Origin of the sequence: Paenarthrobacter sp. CAP02 (assembly GCF_040137855.1) — a bacterium.
Taxonomy (GTDB): Bacteria; Actinomycetota; Actinomycetes; order Actinomycetales; family Micrococcaceae; genus Arthrobacter.
On sequence record NZ_JBEEII010000002.1, the window covers coordinates 556,350 to 575,961 of the forward strand.

The window sequence follows — 19,612 nt, forward strand, 5'->3', positions numbered from 1 at the left end:
ATGCTTATTCAGCCCCGGCTTCGTCGTCTTCGGCGTCGTCAGCCTCGTCGTCGTCCGCTTCGGTGTCATCCGCATCGGCGGGTCCTGTAGCGTCGTCCTCGTCGGCCTGGACGGATTCCTCCGTGACATCGCCGACCGTCTCCTCCACCAGCGGAGTCTCGTCCTCGGGGCGGACCCGTTTGGCCCACGGAACCCATTCCGGGGCTAGGATGGAATCCTCGGAGGGCAGCAGGCCGAGCTCGCTGACGGTCACGATCTTGGAACGCGAGTTACGCGTCACCACGGCGTACCACTGCCAGCCGCCGTAACCCGCGAGCTTGGATTCGAACAAGTGGGTGACCACGCGGTCGCCCTCCGACTTTGCACCGAGGTGCGCACCCACTTCGCCCGGGTTGGCTATGCCCTGAACTGCCTCACGTGCAGTATCGACGGCGGCAGCCAGGAAGGCGTCAGGCTTGCCGGTTCGCCACACAGGCAAACCGGCCCGCGGCTTCTCCGCCGCAGGCTTCCGCGCGGGGGCTTCCCCGTTTCCAGGAGCCTGGGCATCGTCGGGGGCTGAATCAGGGCTTCCCTGCGCGCCCTTTCCGCCCTTCGTGTCCTGTGCGGATTCCGATGCCATGGGCCTAGGCTTCCAGCTCGTCGGCAACCTTGCGGAGCGCCATGCTGATGGCCTTGGCCTTGTTGCCGTCCGGGTACTTGCCGGACGAGAGGGAGCCGGAGAGGTTGTCCAGCACCGTCACGAGGTCCTGCACCATCGGTGCAAGGTCCTTGGCGTTCATGCGCTTGGCCTTGGCAATGGAAGGCGTCTTCTCCAGGACACGAAGTCCCAGTGCCTGTGCGCCGCGGCGACCGTCGGCCACACCGAATTCCACGCGCGTGCCGGCTTTGAGTTCCGTTACGCCCGCGGGCAGGGACGTCTTGGGCAGGAATACTTCCTGGCCGTCTTCTGCCGCGAGGAATCCGAAGCCTTTTTCCTTGTCATACCATTTGACCTTGCCGGTAGGCACGTAATCAACCTTCTTCGTTTTCTTGCTCTGGGAGACACGTCGGGCCGTTACCGCATCCGCAGGGTCCTGCGGGATCGAGGGTGACAGCCCGGTCCGTGTTGGTCTGTTCCTTCAAGGTTATCCTGCCGGACCCCCTAATCCCGCTTTGGGACGCCCGCGTGCATGCCCGCGGGGCCCATGACGTGCAGCAACGGTCACGGCGGACTGCTCCTGCTAGCGTTGATGGCATGAATTCCCCGGGTTACCGCCGCCCCCTCGTGATTGCTGCCGCCGTCATTGCCGTGGTGTCACTGGCGGCCGTCGCCGCCGTCATCGCCATCGCTTCCACGGGCAGCGCAGCCCCCGTGTGGATCACTTCCACGGCCCTTTACGGGCTGCCCGCGGCGTTCATGCTGGCGGCTGTCCTGGTGGTGGACGCCATCCGTCTTCGTCGCCGCCAGTAACCGGTCCCTCGCTCCGGCGGGCATGAGCGGCCCAAGGGCGGTACCGTTGGATTGATGTCCCTTATTCGCGCGCTCAGCAAGGAACTGGAAGCGCGCAGCGACGATTCGCTGCGGGCTTTGTTTGCCGCGCGGCCGGACCTTATCTCCCCCATGGCACCGGACTTCGCCGCCTTGGCAGCCAGGGCGAGTGCCCGCGTGAGTGTCCAGCGGGCCTTGGAACGCTTGAACAAGCCGGAGATGCAGGTGCTCGAAACCCTCCATCTCTGTACCAATACCGATACCGGGCACAGTGTTTCGGCGGCCGGATTGAAAAAAGTCATTGCCGGTTCCACTCTCTCTGCCCTGGATCCCATCCTCGCCAACCTGCAGGAACTGGCCTTGATCCATCGGGCGGATCCACCCGCCGGTTCCCCTGCGACCACTTCACGGCAGCGCTTCTACCTCCCGGTGGGCAGCCTCAAGGACGTCATCGGCATCTACCCGGCAGGACTGGGACGAAGCTACACCGAGCTGGTCCGGCTCCAACCCGCCTTTGCCCAACGGGCAGTCCAGTTGGTGGCCGAACTGCACCAAAGCGGGCTCGGCATCCATCCAGCGAGCACGCCCATGGACGCGGCCCTTGCTCTTCAGCGTTGGACCTCCAGTCCCGCGGAACTGCGGGCCATCCTGGCCACAGCTCCGGAACGCACGGTGGCCCTCCTGGAGAAATTCGGGAGCTGGGCCATGGGTGCTGTACCTCAGGCCCAGCGGCGGGCGTCGGTCACCCATGAAAGCCGCGACGTCGGGCCCATCGACTGGCTGCTGGCGCGCGGATTGCTGGTCCCCCTGGACGCCGGCCACGTGGAGCTCCCCCACAGCGTGGGGCTTGCACTGCGGGGCGGCGCGATCGTGGATGACTTCACGCTGGCCCCGCCGGTTCCCGAGCTTGGCCACACGAGTGCCGCCCTCCGCCGTAATGCCGCCATGGGTGCCATCGCCGAGACCCTGCGGCTGACCGGTGAGCTGTTGTTTGCCGTCCGCGAGCAACCGCTGGCCACACTCCGGAGCGGCGGCGTGGGCGTACGCGAACTCCGGCGCCTGGCCGAGTCCGTCCGGAACGGGGTGCACGAGACTGCGATCCTCCTGGAACTGGCTGCGTTGGCGGGACTTCTGCGCCTGGACGTGGACAGCTCCACCTGGGTGCAGCCGCCGTCGTTGGAGTGGCTGAACCTGCCCCGCCAGGAGCAATGGCTCTGGCTGGTCAATGCCTGGTTGGCCAGCGAGCGCGCGCCATCACTGGTGGGACAGCCGCTCACGGGTTCGGCATCCTCTCCCACGCACCAGGGCGCTGCAGGCACCACCATCAACGCCTTGTCCGCGGAGGCTCAACGGCCCGATGCTCCTGTTGTCCGGCGGCGGGTCCTGGAAATCCTGAATGAACTGACAGTGGAAGCAGCGGCGCCGGACGGCAAAGCGCCTGTCCTCGATGCCCGGGCCGTCCTGCAGCGGGCCGAGTGGGCACAGCCGCGGATGTCGAGGCGTTTCAGTTCACTGGTCCGCGGCATCCTGGAGGAGGCAACGCTCCTGGGCCTGATGGGTTCGGGCGCCCTGACCCAGCTGGGATCGGCTATCGCGGAAGGGCAACCGGAACAAGCCATGACCATCCTTGGCGAGCATTTGCCCGCCGCCGTGAACCACATCCTGCTGCAGGCCGACCTGACGGCTGTCGCGCCCGGTTACCTCGCGCCGGAACTCAGCGAAACCCTGCTGTTGATGGCCGACGCCGAGGGCCAGGGTCCGGCGTCGATCTACCGGTTTTCTGCCGCCACCATCCGCAGGGCGCTCGACGCCGGACAAGATGCGGAATCGCTGTTGGCGTTCCTTCGTGAGCATTCTGCAACCGACGTGCCCCAGCCCTTGGCCTATTTGGTCCAGGACACCGCGTCCCGGCATGGCCGGTTGCGGATTGGTTCCAGCGCCAGCTTTATCCAGAGCGACGACGAAACCGCCATCACCGATCTCCTCCAAGAGGCAAGAACGTCCGTGTTGAGCCTGGTACGCATCGCACCGACCGTTCTGACGTCGTCCGCGAGTCCGCGGGAAACGGCACGTGTGCTGCGCGAACTGGGACTGTCGCCTGCAGTGCAGGAGGCCGAACCCGCCGTCGTGCGTTTCAAACGGACAACAGCGGTACCCGGGAGCGCGCGCCCCGTCTACACGGCGCCCCGAACGGCTCCGCCGGACGAGGATGTCGAGGCCCAGCTTTCGGTGCTGCGCCAGCACCGCGGAGTTCCGGCAGAGACGGCCGGCGAGGCGTCTACGCAACTCGGTCTGGAGACCCTGCAGACGGCTATCCGGCTGAAGCAGGCAGTCATCATGAATGTGGTGGACAGCCTGGGGAATGCCAACACCGAAACGGTTGTTCCTGTATCCGTCTCCGGCGGACGCGTCAGGGTGTTCGATCCCGCCAAGGAAACCGAGCGGGTGTTGTCCATCCACCGGATCATCGACGTGGAACCCGCCAAGGAATTGCGTTCGTGAAACGCACAGTTTGTGAAAACCGCGCCGTGAAGCTGCGCAAGTGAGGATTCAACAGTGACCGACGGTCCGCTGATCGTTCAAAGCGACAAAACCATCCTGCTGGAAGTCGACCACGAACTCGCCACCGAGGCCCGGCATGCCATCGCCGCGTTCGCTGAACTGGAACGCGCCCCGGAACATATGCACAGCTACCGGCTGACGCCCTTGGGTCTTTGGAATGCCCGTGCTGCGGGGTTGGACGCGGAGCAGGTGCTCGATACCTTGCTGAAGTACTCGCGCTTTCCCGTGCCGCACGCTTTGCTGATCGACATCGAAGAGACCATGTCGCGCTATGGCAGGCTGCGGTTGGAAAAGGACGCCCAGCACGGCCTGGTGATGCGGACCGATGACTACCCCGTGCTGGAAGAAGTCATTCGGGCCAAGAAGATCGCTCCCCTGCTGGGGCCGCGGATTGATGGCGAAACGGTGGTAGTCCATTCATCCCAGCGCGGCCAGTTGAAGCAGCTGCTCCTCAAGTTGGGTTGGCCCGCAGAGGATCTTGCCGGCTACGTGGACGGGCAGCCGCACCTGATCATGCTGGACGAGAGCGGCTGGCAGCTCCGGCCGTACCAGAAGCTGGCCACGGAGAACTTCTGGGCCGGCGGCAGCGGCGTCGTCGTGCTTCCCTGTGGTGCCGGTAAGACGCTGGTGGGAGCGGCAGCCATGGCGACGTCTTCCACCACCACCCTCATCCTTGTCACCAACACGGTTTCCGCCCGGCAGTGGAAGGACGAGCTCCTCAAACGGACGTCCCTGACCGAAGACGAGATTGGCGAGTACTCGGGCGCGGTGAAGGAAGTCCGGCCGGTCACCATTGCCACGTACCAGGTCCTGACCACCAAACGTGGGGGGCTGTATCCCCACCTGGAATTGGTGGACGGACACGACTGGGGACTCATCATCTACGACGAAGTCCACCTGCTTCCCGCTCCGATCTTCCGGATGACCGCGGACCTGCAGGCCCGGCGCCGGCTGGGCCTGACGGCAACCCTGGTACGGGAGGACGGACGGGAAGGCGAGGTCTTCAGCCTGATCGGTCCCAAGCGCTACGACGCTCCATGGAAGGACATTGAAGCCCAAGGCTACATCGCTCCTGCGGACTGTGTGGAAGTCCGGGTGGACCTCCCCCGCGACGAGCGCGTGGCTTATGCCATGGCTGACGACGCCGATAAGTACCGGCTATGCGCGACGTCGGAAACCAAGACCCAGCTGGTGGAGCAACTGGTGGAGGTCCACAAGGGTGAGCAGTTGCTGGTGATCGGCCAGTACATCGACCAGCTGGATGAGATTTCCGAACGGTTGGATGCCCCTTTGATCAAGGGCGAAACCAGCGTCAAGGCGAGGCAAAAGCTCTTCGACGCCTTCCGCAAGGGCGAAATCCACACCCTGGTGGTGTCCAAAGTGGCGAACTTCTCGATCGACCTTCCCGAAGCTTCGGTAGCCATCCAGGTGTCGGGCTCGTTCGGCTCGCGCCAGGAAGAAGCTCAACGGCTGGGACGCCTCCTGCGCCCCAAGCAGGACGGCCGCGCCGCCAGGTTCTACTCCCTGGTGGCCCGCGACACCCTGGACCAGGACTTCGCAGCCAAGCGCCAACGGTTCCTGGCCGAGCAGGGCTACGCCTACCGCATCATGGACGCCAAGGACATCGGCAAGGACGTCGGCCAGGAACAGTAGGGCGGCCGCAGGTACTTTTTAAGGTCAGGGCCCTTGCGGTTAATGTCCAGCAACTTTACGATTCCTAGTGAAGCTCTCCGCCCTTAAGGTTTGCCCCTGGTCCAGGCAATCCGGCGGCCAGCCGTCGGCAGTGGGGGTAATCCCGCAGCCAGGGAGCCGGCGGTTCGAAGGCCTAGAAAAATCTGAGCATTTTCATCCAGAGGATTCCCCATGCGTAAAGCCCTCTTGGTCCTTTCCGCGATCGTCCTGCTGTCAGCACTCGCACAGTTACTGTTCGCCGGTTACTTCCATTTTCAAAACACCATCGAAGCCCAGCATGAAGCGGGCGTCTACCACGTGATGAACGGCCAATACGTGCTGCGTTACGGCGCGCTCCTGGCCGCCATCGTCGCCGCCATCGCCCGGGCCGGATCCCGGACCATCTGGCTGGCCGCAGGGATCTTCCTGCTCAGCTGGGTACAGTTGTTCATCTTCATCATCGGCGGCATGCTGACTGGTTCGTCCGAAGATTTCATCACCCCGGCCGGCTCGTGGGTGGCCGCCATCCACCCATTGACCGGCGTCCTGATAATTTTCATGTCGTACTGGCTCTTCAGGCGTGCCCGCGCGGTGGCCTTGAACCCCCAGCCGCTTCCGCCCAAGGCTGCAGCCCCGGATGCTTCAGCCTCTCCCAGCACTGCCTGACCAGCGGCAGCTGTGAACACTTCGCAGCTGCTGGCCGTGGACCTGGTGTTGTCCATCCTCGCGGCCGGCGCCTGGGTCGCCGCCGCGTGGATGACAGGTGCCGCGACCACTGATCGGAAGCAAGCACCACCCCACGCGACCGATCTGGCCCTCTTGCTCCTGGGCGTGGCCGCCGCTGCGACGGTGGCCCGCTATGCCTTGCTACCCGCTTTGGTGGCCGGCAGTTGGTGGTTTGCCAGTGAGCGCATAACCATCAGCTTGCCCCTGACCGCCATCCCCGCGGCTTGGGCCGCGATGGCCGGTGTTCCGTATTTGCTGAGGAAGCGGAACACCGGCTCCACCACTTCCCGGAGGCCCGGCTGTTCGCGGTCCCGTGAAGGAGTTGTCCTGGCCGTGGTGGCTGCGGCCGCGGCGTCCGTGGCATCGCTGGCCTTGTCGCTCGTAGTGGGTCCGTTCCCGGCCCCATGGACTGTGATTGTCCTCCTGTTCATGGTGGGCGGCACGGTGGTTCTCGCCAGGCTTGCGCTCCGGGAAGCTGGCCGTCCCGGGCGCAGTTTCCCAGGAACGGTCCGGCGCGCCCGCAAGCGTCCGACGGCGGCTGCAGCAGTTGCCGCCCTCATGGCCTGTACCGCTTTGGGCTCGGGAGCTTTTGCCTGGCTGGGGAGCCGGTCCGCCGACGGCGCAGCGATCGTTGCCGCCGTCGGACATCACGGCACACCGGACAGGTACGTGGAGGCAAAACCCACCCAAGTGACGGATCTGCTGGGCACCGTGCCGGCGGACGCCGTGGTCCGGCATTATGAGCTGACAGCACGCGTGGAACAGGTGACGCTGCCCTCGGGCCAGAAGGTGGAAGCCTGGACCTTCGGGAGCGTCCCGGGGCCATCGCTGGAAGCCCAGCTGGGCGAGGTCATGGAGGTGGAACTCAAGAACCGTGACATCGCCGCGGGCGTGACCCTGCATTGGCACGGCTACGACGTTCCCAATGCCATGGACGGAGTAGCCGGGGCCACCCAGGACGCCGTCATGCCGGGACATTCCACGACATACCGCTTCCAGGCCAAACAGGTCGGCACGTACTGGTACCACACGCACCAGGATTCAGCCGAGGGAGTCCGTAAGGGCCTCTACGGCACATTCGTCGTGCACAACCCCGCAACGCCCCGTGCCGGGACGGACCTTGTGGTGGCTGCGCACGACCTCGGCGGTCTGGGGTTGCTGGGCTCCTCAGACCGCATCAGTGCCCACCCCGCCACACCCGGCTTCGCGGTGCGGGTGAGGCTGGTCAACACTGATTCCCTGCCGCAGCGTTACTGGGTGGACGGCGCCCCGTTCCGGGTAGTCGCCGTGGACGGAACGGAGGTGAACCAGCCGGGGGAAGTGACCGGCAAACTCCTCAGGCTTGGTGCCGGAGGCAGGATGGACGTCGCTTTCACCATGCCGGCGTCACCGGTAACCGTGCGTTCGGACTCCGCAGCAGGAGCCGCCGTCATCATTGCCCCACCCGGTTCCGCAGCCCTGGCTGAAGCTTCGGCCGCTGCTTTGAGTGCGGCCCCGGACAAAGCGCCGACGGGCATCTTCGCCACCGTTCCTGCGCTGGATCTCCTGGCCTATGGCAAACCCGTAGCCGGTTCCGGTTCGGCGCAGCCGACGATTACCCGGGAAGAAGTAATGGTCCTGGACCGGCAATTCCGTTTTGTCGATGGAATTCCGCGTTTTGCCTTCACCGTCAACGGCGCAGCCTACCCCTTGGTCCCCTCCATTGACGTGTCTCTCGGCGACACCGTGAAGGTGACGGTGGTGAACCGCACCGCCGAACCACATCCCATGCATCCGCACGGGCACCATGTGCAGGTCCTGAGCCGGAACGGCGTGGCCCCCACGGGCTCGCCGCTGCTGCTGGACACCGTGGACGTTCAGCCTGGCGAAGTCTGGGAACTGCTGCTGCACGCCGACAACCCGGGCATCTGGATGGACCACTGCCACAACCTGGATCACGCGGCGGAAGGGATGATGATGCTCCTGAAGTATCAGGGGGTGTCATCGCCTTTCATGCACGGGGGCCACGCCCACAACAGGCCGGAGTGAAGTGGGTCAGGCGACCATGCGGCTGGTGGCCGAGATGCTGACGTGGTCCACCACGGCCCAGCACTCTTCATCGCGGAGCTGCGCACTGGCGAAGCGTTCGGCTGCGGCGAGGTCCTGGAAATCCTCGCGGCGGACATGGCCGGTGTCGGTGTCCAGGTATGTCACATGGAACTCGACGTCGTCCCTGTCGCGGAGCTGGTGGACAGTGTTGGAAGCTGCTGTGGTGGGAGCTGCTGTGTTTGCCATGTTTTAAGTGTGGAACGGGGCACTGACATTATTGGAAGCATCGGCTGGCGTGTCCGGTTTCAGGGACATTTACGGCCTCCTCAAATACTGTGCCGAAACGTCCCGCACCGTCTCGCTGAGGACGTCCAGGACCCTGGATGCCGTGCGCCACCGCTGCCAGTAAAGCGGAACATCGAACGGCCTGTCCGGTGCCAGCTCAACCAGCCGGCCGTCCGCTATGTCCGGCCCGCATTGCACTTCGGGGATCAGCCCCCAGCCAAGGCCCAGGCGGATGGCGTCCCCAAAATCGTGCGAGGCCGGAACGAAATGGCGGGGACCCCGGCGCTCCGGCACGCTCCCGGCCTCAGCCCACGACTGGACGAAAGCCCACTGATAGGTGTCCTTGCGATCAAAGTCGACCGTGGGGGCAGCGTTCAGCGACACCCCGTTGATGCCCTTCGGGAAATCAGGGAACCATCGCGCCAGATACTGCGGCGCAGCAACGGGAAGGTATCGCATGACCCCAAGGCTCTCGACGCGGCATCCTTGCACTGGTTCAGGGGTGGCCGTGACTGCCGCCATGACTGTCCCGGACCGCAACAGCGCCGTTGAATGCTGTTCGTCATCCCGATGGAGGTCGAACGTCACGTTCAGCTCCTGCGGAACCTTCACCAGCGCCTGCAGAAACCACACGGCCAGCGAATCCGCGTTGACGACGATCGGCACGGCGAGTTCCGCTCCCTCCGAGCCCAAGCCAAGTTCCCTGCCCGCGTCGGCCTCGAGCTGCGCCACCTGGCGTGCCAGCCGCAAGACCACCTCTCCAGCTTCCGTTGCCTGCACGGGGTTGCTTCTCCTTAGCAGCACCCGGCCCGCCGCCTGCTCGAGCGCCTTGAGCCGCTGGGACACTGCCGACGGCGTGACATGTAGTTGGCGCGCGGCCGCGTCCAGCGTTCCCTCCGAGAGGACGGTGGCGAATGTGAGCAGCTGTTCGGATGGAAACTGGAACATTAGAACAGCTTACGCCGCATCAAAATACTTAGCTGGTCTAATGCTTGGCGCATCCGTAATTTCGAAGCGTGACTATTACTGACATCTCCCACTCCGCGGGCCTTGGGCTCGCCACAGGCCTGGCCCTCATCGTCGCGATCGGGGCACAGAATGCGTTCGTGCTTCGTCAGGGGATCCGTGGCGAACACATAGGTCCGATCGTCGCGGTATGCGCCCTCTCCGACGCCGTCCTTATCGCTGCCGGCGTTCTGGGCATCGGCGCCCTGGTCACTGCCGCACCGGCCGCCGTCGTCGTCCTCCGCTATGTGGGCGCAGCGTTCCTGGTGACCTATGGCCTGATGGCCGCACGGCGGGCCTTCCGCCCCCAGTCGCTGACCAGCGATGGCCCGGACGACGGCGGCGCGAGGCGCGGCCTGGCGGGCGCCGTCGCCACCGTCCTGGCCCTGACCTGGCTCAACCCGCACGTCTATCTGGATATTGCCTTGATCGGCTCCCTGGCCAGCGCGCAAGGAACTCCCCTGCAATGGTGGTTCGGCGCCGGGGCAATGCTGGGCAGCATTCTTTGGTTCTGCTCGCTGGGATTCGGTGCGCGGTACCTTCGTGGCTTCTTTTCGAGGCCCCGCTCCTGGCGGATCCTGGACGGCGGCATCGCCGTGACCATGGTGGCATTGGGAGCGGGCCTGGTCCTCGGTGCATGATGCCGTCCGTGGACTTCCCGCGCAGTTTGCTCACATGCAGCATTCAGAAAACTCCCAGTTACTGGGAGGATCATGGATGGCATGAAAAAGAACGGTCCCGAAGCCAAGCTTCTTGTGGTTGATGACGAACCCAACATTCGTGAGCTGCTGTCCACGTCGCTGCGTTTCGCAGGGTTTGAGGTAGTGGCTGCTTCCAACGGTCGCGAAGCCCTTGCTGCGGCCGATCTCCACGCGCCGGACCTCGCCGTCCTGGACGTCATGCTGCCGGATATGGACGGATTTACCGTGACCCGGCGCCTCCGCGCCGCCGGCAAGCATTTCCCCGTCCTGTTCCTCACAGCGAAGGACGACACCGAGGACAAAGTCACGGGCCTCACTGTGGGCGGCGATGACTATGTCACCAAGCCTTTCAGCCTCGACGAGGTAGTGGCCCGTATCCGGGCCGTCCTCCGCCGTACCCAGCCGCTCGAAGACGACGACGCCGTCATCCGCGTCGACGACCTCGAACTCGACGACGACGCCCACGAGGTCCGTCGCGGCGGAACCGTCATCGAGCTGTCCCCCACGGAGTTCAAGCTCCTGCGCTACCTCATGCTCAATCCCAACCGGGTCCTTTCCAAGGCGCAGATCCTGGACCACGTGTGGGAGTACGACTTCAACGGCGATGCCTCAATTGTTGAGTCGTACATTTCGTACCTGCGCCGCAAGGTGGACATCGATCCCGACGCCGCCGCCCTCATCCAGACCAAGCGCGGCGTGGGCTACGTGCTGCGGACGGCTGAGAAGCGCTGACCTTGCTGCAACGCTGGAAGTCGGCCTCACTGAGGTCGCAGCTCGTCGCCATCATCATGGGTCTGCTCCTGCTGGCCCTGGCAGCGACGGGCGCGGGAACCCTGACCCTGGTCAAGAGCTACCTGCAGGGCCAGGTGGACGACAAGCTCAAGGCTGCAGTTGCCTTGGCGCAGGAGCAGGAGGGCTTCAACAAGCTGGCACAGCCCAACACGGCGACCCCTACTGACGCCGCCGTTCCCACGGACTACTCGCTGACGTTGTACATACCTGGCCTGGAACCGTATCCCTTCGGCGGCAGCCAAAGCGACCGCCCCGCGATCGCTAACATCACCCCCGCTGAAGCCAAGCTTCGCGGCAACACGCCCTATCAGGTCAAGGGCACTGCAGGCAGCAACTGGCGGGTGGTGGCGATAGCAGTCAACACCTCCGATGGCCGCAACGGCGTCATGATCATCGGCCTGCCGCTGACCCCGGTGGACAAAGTGATGGAGCACGCCGTCCTTGTGGTGGTCGGCGTCGGCCTTTTGACGCTGGTACTGGCCTTCTTCATTGCCACGTGGACCGTGGCCCGGTCCTTCAGGCCCCTGGCCAAAGTGGAAAAGACGGCTGCGGCCATCGCGGCCGGCGACCTGTCCCGCCGTGTTGAAATCGATAATCCACATACAGAAGTGGGCCGCCTCGGCGGATCACTGAACGCCATGCTGGCGCACATTGAGGCGTCGTTCGCAGCCCGGGCTGCTTCTGAGGGGCGGATGCGGCGCTTTGCGGCCGACGCCTCCCACGAACTCCGCACGCCCTTGGTCACCATCCGGGGCTTCTCGGAGCTCTACAGGCATGGCGCCCTGACCACGGAAGAAGATGTGGCCATGGCCATGGGCCGGATCGAAAGCGAAGCCAAACGGATGGGCTCCATGGTCGAAGACCTGTTGCTGCTGGCCAGGCTGGACGAGCAGCGGCCGCTGCAGCTCAAGCCCGTGGACCTGCACCTCCTGGCCCACGACGCCATGGTGGACACCAAAGCTTCCTCGGGCGACCGGACCATCACCCTGACAGGACTCGACGGCGGCTCCCCCGCCCCTGCCCCCGTGCAAGGTGACGAGGCCAAGCTCCGGCAGGTCATTGGGAACCTGGTGGGCAATGCCCTGCGATATACGCCGGAAGGCAGCCCGATCGAGCTTGCCGTTGGTGTCCGGAACACGCCCGCTGGCGCCGAGTCGGTCATCGAGATCCGTGATCATGGACCGGGAATTCCGGAAGACGAGACCAACAAGATCTTCGAACGCTTCTACCGCGCTGACACCTCGCGCACCCGCGAGACGGGTGGCAGCGGCCTTGGCCTGGCGATTGTGGCTGCCATCGTGGGCTCGCACGGCGGAAGCGTCCGTGTTTCAGAGACCGACGGCGGCGGCGCCACTCTGGTGGTCAGCCTCCCTTTCCACGAGGAACCCGCCGAGCTTCTCTCTACGTAGTACCGCACTTTTGACGCCGTTTTCCACATAGCGGCAGACGTTCGTTCCGCGGTTGAGGCCTGCTGCCTAGGCTCGATGGTGTGGCCCACACTTACCGCCGCACCATGCGGAACACCTTCGTCGAAAGGCACAACCATGTCCGTCATCTCCGTCGATACCGAGATGCTCCAGCTCAAGTCCGACAATGTCCGGGGAACTATTGACCGCATCAGTTCGGACGTTCACACCATGAAGCGCGGGCTTGAGGAACTTCAGGCAACATGGAAAGGAACTGCGGCCGCGAACTTTCATTCCCTGGTCCTGGAATGGTCCCTGACGCAAAGCAAGGTGGAGGCATCGTTGGCTTCCATCACCGTGGCGTTGTCCACTGCGGCCTCAAACTACGCCGAAGTCGAGCAGGGCAACACCCAGCGGTTCACCTACTAGGAACCGCCAGCCCGCCTGCACAGTCCCGCGCACTCCTGCGGGGCCGGATGTCTTCCCCTGAACTATCCGGCCCCGCAGGTCACGCCGCACCTGTTTGTCCTGGGTTGGCGTCGCTGTCTCTATGGCTCCAAGGTGCCCTGGTGGAACCTCAGCCGCCATTGGCCGCGGTCCAACATCCAGATCGAGCTGCGAAGGGCAGAGCCCGCGTGGGCGTAACTGCGGTAGTTCAGCAAAATGGTGGTTTCATTGAGGCGGTCGGCGCTCAGGAGCTCCAGCTCTCCCGGTTCGCCCGGGTCCTCTTCCAGCGCCATCATCATGGCGTCTCGCGTCCAAAACCGGCCGGAACTGCCAATCTCCGCGAAGTCCGGGTGGAGCAGCACTCCAATCCTGCCAATGTCCGCCCTCACATCGGGCCTCAGCAGTTCCCGTTCCAAGGCAAGGACCGTGTCTTCCGGCGAGAGCTCCGGGGCCGCTGCATCACCTTCCAGTTCACTGAAAAGGTCCGCTTGGCCGAAGATGCCTGACTCGCCGAAGAGCGTCGGCTCAAAGTGCGGCCGGGAACTCCTGGGCGGCGCGGCAGCAGTGGTTGCCGCGGAAACCGTCGCGGTGGCGGCCCTGCCGGCGGTGACCGTCGCAGAGCTCGCAGCTGTCCCCATCGAGGAGGCTTCGGAGATCCCGGAACCCTCGGCTACGGAGTCATGCTTGGCGCCCGGGAAACCTGGTCCAACCCGCGGTGCGACGCCCTGTTGATACGCCACGGCGACAGCCCGGGCACGCTCATCCGCGGCTTCGTTCAGATCGTGTCCTGCGTGGCCCTTGACCCATTCGAAAGTGTATTTCCGGCCAACGATCGCCTGATCGATGTCCTTGAGGAGATCGACGTTGAGCACCGCCTTGCCGTCCGCCTTACGCCATCCTTTGCGCTTCCAGCCCGGCATCCATTTGGTGATGCAGTTGATGACGTACTGGCTATCGCACAGGATCAGCAGTTCCTCGTGGGCAACATGGGCCGTGGAGCGGAAAAGATCCAGGACTGCCATCAGTTCGCCCTGGTTGTTGGTGCCATGTGGCCAACCTCCTGCATGCCAACAGGAGTCGTCAACGTACCAGGCCCAACCGGCCGGCCCAGGATTACCGAGGGCGGACCCGTCGGCGGCAGCAATAATCGTCATACCGTTAATCCTGCCAGAACCCACGGACACTAAAACCGTGGTAGGCAGCAAAACGGCGGCCCCCTCCAGTTGGTGGGGACCGCCGTCGTTAGCTCTGAAACGAAATGTTCAGCGAGGGGGCTTAGAAGCCGCCCATGCCGCCCATGTCGTCGCCGCCCGGAGCCGGAGCGTTCTTCTCGGGCTTGTCAGCCACTACAGCCTCAGTGGTCAGGAACAGACCAGCGATGGAAGCAGCGTTCTGGAGAGCCGAGCGGGTGACCTTTACGGGGTCGTTGACGCCGGCAGCCAGGAGGTCTTCGTAGACGCCCGTGGCAGCGTTCAGGCCGTGGCCGGAAGGCAGGCCGCGAACCTTGTCGACGACAACGCCCGGCTCGAGGCCAGCGTTGAACGCGATCTGCTTCAGCGGAGCGTCGATGGCAACCTTGACGATGTTGGCACCGGTTGCCTCGTCACCCTGCAGGGTGAGGTTGGCGAATGCCTTGGCGCCTGCCTGGATGAGGGCTACGCCACCACCGGCAACGATGCCTTCTTCAACAGCAGCCTTGGCGTTGCGGACTGCGTCCTCAATGCGGTGCTTGCGTTCCTTGAGCTCAACTTCGGTTGCGGCACCGGCCTTGATGACTGCAACGCCACCGGCCAGCTTGGCCAGGCGCTCCTGCAGCTTCTCGCGGTCGTAGTCGGAGTCGGAGTTTTCGATCTCGGCACGGATCTGGGCCACGCGGCCTGCGATCTGCTCGGCGTCGCCGGCACCTTCAACGATGGTGGTCTCGTCCTTGGTGACAACAACCTTGCGGGCGGTGCCGAGGAGTTCCAGGCCAGCGTTTTCGAGCTTGAGGCCAACTTCTTCGGAGATGACCTGGCCGCCGGTGAGGATGGCGATGTCGGCCAGCTGGGCCTTGCGGCGGTCACCGAAGCCCGGGGCCTTGACGGCGACGGACTTGAAGGTGCCACGGATCTTGTTGACGATCAGGGTGGCCAGGGCCTCGCCCTCGATGTCTTCGGCGATGATCAGCAGCGGCTTGTTGGACTGCATGACCTTCTCCAGAACCGTGACGAGTTCCTTCACGTTGGAGATCTTGGAGTTGACGATCAGGATGTACGGGTCTTCGAGGACCGTTTCCTGGCGCTCTGCGTCGGTGACGAAGTAAGCGGAGATGTAGCCCTTGTCGAAGCGCATGCCCTCGGTGAGCTCGAGCTCCAGGCCGAAGGTGTTGGATTCCTCGACCGTGATGACGCCTTCCTTGCCCACCTTGTCTAGGGCTTCGGCGATCAGGCCGCCGATTTCCTGGTCACCGGCGGAGATGGAAGCCGTGGCTGCGATCTCTTCCTTGGTTTCGATTTCCTTGGCGGAAGCCAGCAGTTCGTTGATGACTGCTTCAACAGCCTTCTCGATGCCGCGCTTGAGGGACAGCGGGTCGGCGCCGGCGGCAACGTTGCGCAGGCCTTCCTTCACCAGCGCCTGGGCGAGGACGGTTGCAGTGGTGGTACCGTCGCCAGCGACGTCATCCGTCTTCTTGGCAACTTCCTTGACCAGTTCTGCACCGATCTTCTCGTAAGGGTCGTCCAGCTCGATCTCCTTGGCGATGGAAACACCATCGTTGGTGATCGTGGGGGCGCCCCACTTCTTTTCGAGGACGACGTTGCGTCCACGCGGGCCGAGGGTGACCTTGACGGCGTCAGCGAGGGTGTTCAGGCCCCGCTCGAGGCCGCGGCGTGCCTCTTCATCAAATGCAATGATCTTGGCCATAACGGCGGTAGTCCTTTCGGGACAGTCGATAAGAAGGTACCTGTCAGATGCGGTGCCCGCGACGGACGGTTCTTTGCTTGCGGCCTATGTACGCCCCGCGCTCCAAACCTCACCACACCAAGGTTGTTCTTGATCCTCCAGCGGCACGCCAGCCATCCGGGACCGGCGTCAACCGATCCGCACTTAGCAGTCGAACCGTAGGAGTGCTAAATCAATAATTAGCACTCGACCGGGGAGAGTGCAAGCAGGAAAGCGTCAATGCGACAGAAAACCAAGGGTTTCAGCCATGAGCTGAGCCGGTCAGGCGTTGGCCTGCTCCAGGGCTAGGCGACGCGCACGCCTTCTGCCTGCGGCCCCTTCTGGCCTTCCCCCAATTCGAACTCCACCCGCTGACCCTCCTCGAGGGCCCGGAAGCCATCCATCTGGATGGCGGACCAGTGCACAAAAACGTCGTCGCCGGACTCATCCACAGTGATGAATCCGTAGCCCTTTTCGGCGTTGAACCATTTGACGGTTCCCAATGCCATGATGCCCACACTTTCGCAGTAGCCAAGACCGGTTGCCGGGATCTCCGTACCGGAATCAATCCACTGTAACCACAGTCACTCCTGCGGCGCTGCCGGTGAGCGGCAGTGCTTCGGTTTTGTTATTGATGCTTAACCGAGTTGGGGCTCACAGGTGCTCCTACAGCGGTCCGCTACTGGTATCCGGGACCGGCAACAACCACCAGGGGCTGCTGGATTTCCGGGGACTCAACGATCGACTGAATGCGCAGCAGGGTTCCCAACGCCTCAGCGTTGGCCTTCTGCGCAGGACTGTTGTAGAAGATCACGGAGGTCTGCTGCGGCAGGCCGCCCCAGTTCCCAACTGTGCTCAGCGTCCAGCCATCGCCCTGTACCAGGCCGGCCACCCGGCCTGCCAGGCCAGCCGTGCCAGCACCGTTGTAGACAGCCACGGGGATGGACTTGTCTACCGGAGCCGAGGACGGAGTAGCGGACGGAACGTTGGACGGTGACGCCTCGGAGCTCGGTTCACCCGAAGCCGTGGGGGCCGGTTCGCTGGGCGCCGCGGAAGGCGAGGCATCAGTCTGCTGGGGTGCCGGCGTCGAGACGTTCGAGGAGGCGCTGGGACCCACCACGCCGAGGTTCGGAAGGATCAGGAAGGCCACCAGGCCAAGCACCAGAGCGACAGCTCCGACTGTGAGAACCGGCCACAAGGCAGGTCGGGCAGTCTCCTGGGCGTCGCGGTGGACGCCCTGGCGATTGGTGTTTTGCGGAACCTGGTCGAATTCATCCCTGGCAAATTTGGTCATGGTGAAGCGTTGTCCTTGCTGGTTGCTGCTGACAGATCAGCCTGGCGATTTACGCGTCGGACCCCAAGCGACGTGCCGTCCGCGCACGTTGGCGGGACGTACGTAGTCTACGCAATCTCTTGACGAGCATGGGATCGTGGGCCAACGCGTCCTCGGTATCGATCAGCGCGTTCAGGATCTGGTAGTAATGCGTCGCGGAGAGATCGAACAGCTCACGGATAGCCTGTTCCTTGGCGCCTGCGTACTTCCACCACTGCCGTTCAAGTGCCAGCATTTGCTGGTCGCGTTCACTCAGGGGCGATTCGCTGCGGGTTTCAGCCGCGAGGTCCTCGAGGGTAAAACCTGTCGACTGCTGCGCCATCGGTTCCGGTGCTGGTTCCGCCACGGCATACTCCTTCGACGCTTGATGGGAAATTGTCCTACCCCTATGTTACGGGTGAATAACAACGCTGTCATTCGCCCCGCCTGGCAGGCGCGGGGGACAATGGCGTGATGACTGGCGAGGATGCACTGTTTGAACTTGAACCGGCAGGCGTGGCGGATAGCGACTTCGCGGAACTGATCGATCGTCCGCTGGAAGAGCTGATGGCGCCCGACTGGGCGGACGCCTTGTTGCCCGTGGAAGACCAACTCCGCGCCGCCCTCGCGTTCGTTGCCGGCCAGGCCGCCAAGGGGCGCCAGGTCCTGCCGGCAGCCGACAATCTCCTGCGCGCGTTCAAACAGCCGCTGGCTGACGTCAAAGTACTCATCCTCGGCCAGGACCCCTACCCAACCCCGGGACACGCCGTCGGCCTTTCCTTCGCTGTTTCAGGGAGTACGCGACCCATCCCGCGGAGCCTCGCCAATATCTACCGCGAACTTCAGGACGACCTCGGCCTGCCACCTCGGGTCCATGGCGACTTGAGCGAATGGACCCGCCAGGGCGTGCTCCTGCTGAATCGTGTCCTCAGCGTCGAGGCGGGAAAAGCCGGATCGCACCGCGGCAAAGGCTGGGAGGACATTACGACGGCGGCTGTCACCGCCGTCGCCGACCGAACCAGTACCGGGCAGCAACAGCCACTCGTCGCCATCCTGTGGGGGAAGGACGCTGAGGGTGTCGTGCCGCTGCTCAAGGGAGCGCCGTCGCTCGTGTCGGCCCATCCCAGTCCGTTGTCGGCGTCACGGGGCTTCTTTGGCTCCAAGCCGTTCAGCCGGGCTAACGAGCTTCTGGTCCAGCAGGGCGCCGGGCCGATCGACTGGGAGTTGCCGGTCCTCTAGCGCTCCTCCACCGAAGGCCGCGAAGCGGACGGAACGTGAGCGAGGGTCCGCGCGAAGCGGACGGAACGTGAGCGAGCGTCCGCGCGAAGCGGACGGAACGTGAGCGAGCGTCCGCGCGAAGCGGACGGAACGTGAGCGAGGGTGTGTAACGTTCGGCCCTATCCAGCAGACGTCCAGCGCACTAGCTTAGGCTTGCCTATATGGCTGCTCTCCCCGTCACCTCGTCCGCTACCCGCAATACCCGCCCACAGGTCTCCCTGACCGTGCTCAGGAAAGAACTCCTTTCCCCGCACATGGTGCGGATTGTGGCCGGTGGGCCGGGGTTCAGCGATTACGCAAACAACGACTACGTGGACCGCTACGTCAAAATCGTTTTTCCCCAGCCGGGCGTCGACTACGACTTCCCGCTGGACCTCTGGACCATCCGCGAGACCATGCCGCGCGAGCAATGGCCGCACACCCGGACCTACACCATCCGCTGGGTGGACGTGGCTGCGCAGGAGCTGGCGATCGACTTTGTTGTCCATGGTGACGAGGGACTTGCCGGGCCGTGGGCTGCAGCAGCCGAACCAGGTGAAACGCTGGTCTTTACGGGCCCCGGCGGTGGCTACAATCCCGACCCCGACGCCGACTGGTACCTTTTCGCCGGCGACGACGCCGCCATCCCAGCGGTTGCCGCTTGCGTGGAGGCACTGGCTCCTGACGCACGCGGCGTTGCTTACCTGGAGGTGGACAGTGAGGCGGACATCTTGCCTATCGCGGCACCTGCCGGCCTGGAACTGCGCTGGCTGCTGCGCGGCGGCGTGCCTGCCGGCTCCAGTGACCTCCTGCTCGAAGCCTTAAGGACCACCGAGTGGCTGCCCGGCAAAGTGGACGTCTTCGCCCACGGCGAGCGGGGCTACATGAAGGGTCTTCGGGAGATCTTCTTCGTCCAGCGGGGCTTGGAACGTTCGCAGGTTTCCCTGTCCGGATACTGGGCACAAGGGCGCGTCGAAGAGGTCTTCCAAGCCGAGAAGAAGCTCCCCGTAGGGAAGATCTAGCAAGCTCCAGC

20 protein-coding genes are annotated in these 19,612 nt (G+C 64.2%); 11 read left to right on the plus strand and 9 right to left on the minus strand.

Annotation, left to right across the window (positions count from 1 at the left end; translation table 11 throughout):
- Positions 1 to 4: 4 nt before the first annotated feature.
- Both ABHM97_RS05405 and ABHM97_RS05410 read right to left on the minus strand, forming a co-directional pair.
- Positions 5 to 619 (minus strand): DUF3027 domain-containing protein, encoded by a 615-nt coding sequence (locus ABHM97_RS05405; protein WP_349469881.1) that lies wholly within the window; start codon positions 617 to 619, stop codon positions 5 to 7.
- A 4-nt stretch (positions 620 to 623) separates the two neighbouring features.
- Complete coding sequence (locus ABHM97_RS05410) at positions 624 to 1,007, minus strand: cold-shock protein (RefSeq protein WP_090820714.1); 384 nt, start codon at positions 1,005 to 1,007, stop codon at positions 624 to 626.
- Between the two features lie 227 nt (positions 1,008 to 1,234).
- Here ABHM97_RS05410 and ABHM97_RS05415 point away from each other — a divergent pair, with 227 nt between their 5' ends.
- The 5 genes from ABHM97_RS05415 (at position 1,235) to ABHM97_RS05435 (ending at position 8,455) form a co-directional block, all read left to right on the plus strand.
- Complete coding sequence (locus ABHM97_RS05415; protein ID WP_235518941.1) at positions 1,235 to 1,450, plus strand: hypothetical protein; 216 nt, start codon at positions 1,235 to 1,237, stop codon at positions 1,448 to 1,450.
- Positions 1,451 to 1,504: 54 nt separating this feature from the next.
- Complete coding sequence (locus ABHM97_RS05420) at positions 1,505 to 3,970, plus strand: helicase-associated domain-containing protein (protein WP_349469882.1); 2,466 nt, start codon at positions 1,505 to 1,507, stop codon at positions 3,968 to 3,970.
- A gap of 54 nt (positions 3,971 to 4,024) precedes the next feature.
- Positions 4,025 to 5,683: a DNA repair helicase XPB gene (locus ABHM97_RS05425; protein ID WP_235518939.1), complete on the plus strand. Its 1,659-nt coding sequence runs from the start codon at positions 4,025 to 4,027 to the stop codon at positions 5,681 to 5,683.
- A 210-nt stretch (positions 5,684 to 5,893) separates the two neighbouring features.
- Positions 5,894 to 6,367 carry a hypothetical protein gene (locus ABHM97_RS05430; protein WP_235518938.1) on the plus strand — a complete coding sequence of 158 codons (474 nt, stop codon included), beginning with the start codon at positions 5,894 to 5,896 and terminating at the stop codon, positions 6,365 to 6,367.
- Positions 6,368 to 6,379: 12 nt separating this feature from the next.
- Entirely contained in the window at positions 6,380 to 8,455 is a 2,076-nt protein-coding gene (locus tag ABHM97_RS05435; RefSeq protein WP_349469883.1) for a multicopper oxidase family protein, read from the plus strand.
- Positions 8,456 to 8,461: 6 nt separating this feature from the next.
- Here the strand turns inward: ABHM97_RS05435 and ABHM97_RS05440 are convergent, their stop codons facing one another.
- Together ABHM97_RS05440 and ABHM97_RS05445 are read right to left on the minus strand one after the other, a co-directional pair.
- The gene (locus tag ABHM97_RS05440; protein ID WP_235518934.1) at positions 8,462 to 8,701 is read right to left on the minus strand and encodes a hypothetical protein; all 240 of its coding nucleotides are present in this window, start codon (positions 8,699 to 8,701) and stop codon (positions 8,462 to 8,464) included.
- A gap of 69 nt (positions 8,702 to 8,770) precedes the next feature.
- The gene (locus ABHM97_RS05445; protein ID WP_349469884.1) at positions 8,771 to 9,688 is read right to left on the minus strand and encodes a LysR family transcriptional regulator ArgP; all 918 of its coding nucleotides are present in this window, start codon (positions 9,686 to 9,688) and stop codon (positions 8,771 to 8,773) included.
- 68 nt (positions 9,689 to 9,756) lie between these two features.
- Here ABHM97_RS05445 and ABHM97_RS05450 point away from each other — a divergent pair, with 68 nt between their 5' ends.
- From ABHM97_RS05450 to ABHM97_RS05465, 4 genes are all read left to right on the plus strand, one after another.
- Complete coding sequence (locus ABHM97_RS05450; RefSeq protein WP_235518930.1) at positions 9,757 to 10,386, plus strand: LysE/ArgO family amino acid transporter; 630 nt, start codon at positions 9,757 to 9,759, stop codon at positions 10,384 to 10,386.
- Between the two features lie 81 nt (positions 10,387 to 10,467).
- Positions 10,468 to 11,178 (plus strand): response regulator transcription factor, encoded by a 711-nt coding sequence (locus tag ABHM97_RS05455; RefSeq protein ID WP_026543233.1) that lies wholly within the window; start codon positions 10,468 to 10,470, stop codon positions 11,176 to 11,178.
- Between the two features lie 2 nt (positions 11,179 to 11,180).
- Entirely contained in the window at positions 11,181 to 12,647 is a 1,467-nt protein-coding gene (locus tag ABHM97_RS05460; protein WP_349469885.1) for a sensor histidine kinase, read from the plus strand.
- A gap of 135 nt (positions 12,648 to 12,782) precedes the next feature.
- The gene (locus ABHM97_RS05465) at positions 12,783 to 13,073 is read left to right on the plus strand and encodes a WXG100 family type VII secretion target (protein ID WP_349469886.1); all 291 of its coding nucleotides are present in this window, start codon (positions 12,783 to 12,785) and stop codon (positions 13,071 to 13,073) included.
- A gap of 119 nt (positions 13,074 to 13,192) precedes the next feature.
- On the opposite strand, the gene ABHM97_RS05470 is transcribed toward ABHM97_RS05465, so the two are convergent.
- The 5 genes from ABHM97_RS05470 to ABHM97_RS05490 form a co-directional block, all read right to left on the minus strand.
- Positions 13,193 to 14,245 carry an RNase H family protein gene (locus ABHM97_RS05470; protein ID WP_349469887.1) on the minus strand — a complete coding sequence of 351 codons (1,053 nt, stop codon included), beginning with the start codon at positions 14,243 to 14,245 and terminating at the stop codon, positions 13,193 to 13,195.
- Positions 14,246 to 14,366: 121 nt separating this feature from the next.
- Positions 14,367 to 15,992, minus strand: a complete 1,626-nt coding sequence (groL, locus tag ABHM97_RS05475; protein WP_235518923.1) for a chaperonin GroEL — start codon at positions 15,990 to 15,992, stop codon at positions 14,367 to 14,369.
- A 323-nt stretch (positions 15,993 to 16,315) separates the two neighbouring features.
- Positions 16,316 to 16,519, minus strand: a complete 204-nt coding sequence (locus ABHM97_RS05480; protein ID WP_011773737.1) for a cold-shock protein — start codon at positions 16,517 to 16,519, stop codon at positions 16,316 to 16,318.
- A gap of 170 nt (positions 16,520 to 16,689) precedes the next feature.
- Complete coding sequence (locus ABHM97_RS05485) at positions 16,690 to 17,304, minus strand: LytR C-terminal domain-containing protein (RefSeq protein WP_349469888.1); 615 nt, start codon at positions 17,302 to 17,304, stop codon at positions 16,690 to 16,692.
- A 49-nt stretch (positions 17,305 to 17,353) separates the two neighbouring features.
- Positions 17,354 to 17,689 carry a DUF3263 domain-containing protein gene (locus tag ABHM97_RS05490; protein WP_502921257.1) on the minus strand — a complete coding sequence of 112 codons (336 nt, stop codon included), beginning with the start codon at positions 17,687 to 17,689 and terminating at the stop codon, positions 17,354 to 17,356.
- Between the two features lie 107 nt (positions 17,690 to 17,796).
- Here ABHM97_RS05490 and ABHM97_RS05495 point away from each other — a divergent pair, with 107 nt between their 5' ends.
- Entirely contained in the window at positions 17,797 to 18,561 is a 765-nt protein-coding gene (locus tag ABHM97_RS05495; RefSeq protein ID WP_349469889.1) for a uracil-DNA glycosylase, read from the plus strand.
- A gap of 200 nt (positions 18,562 to 18,761) precedes the next feature.
- The gene (locus ABHM97_RS05500; protein ID WP_349469890.1) at positions 18,762 to 19,601 is read left to right on the plus strand and encodes a siderophore-interacting protein; all 840 of its coding nucleotides are present in this window, start codon (positions 18,762 to 18,764) and stop codon (positions 19,599 to 19,601) included.
- Positions 19,602 to 19,612: the final 11 nt, after the last annotated feature.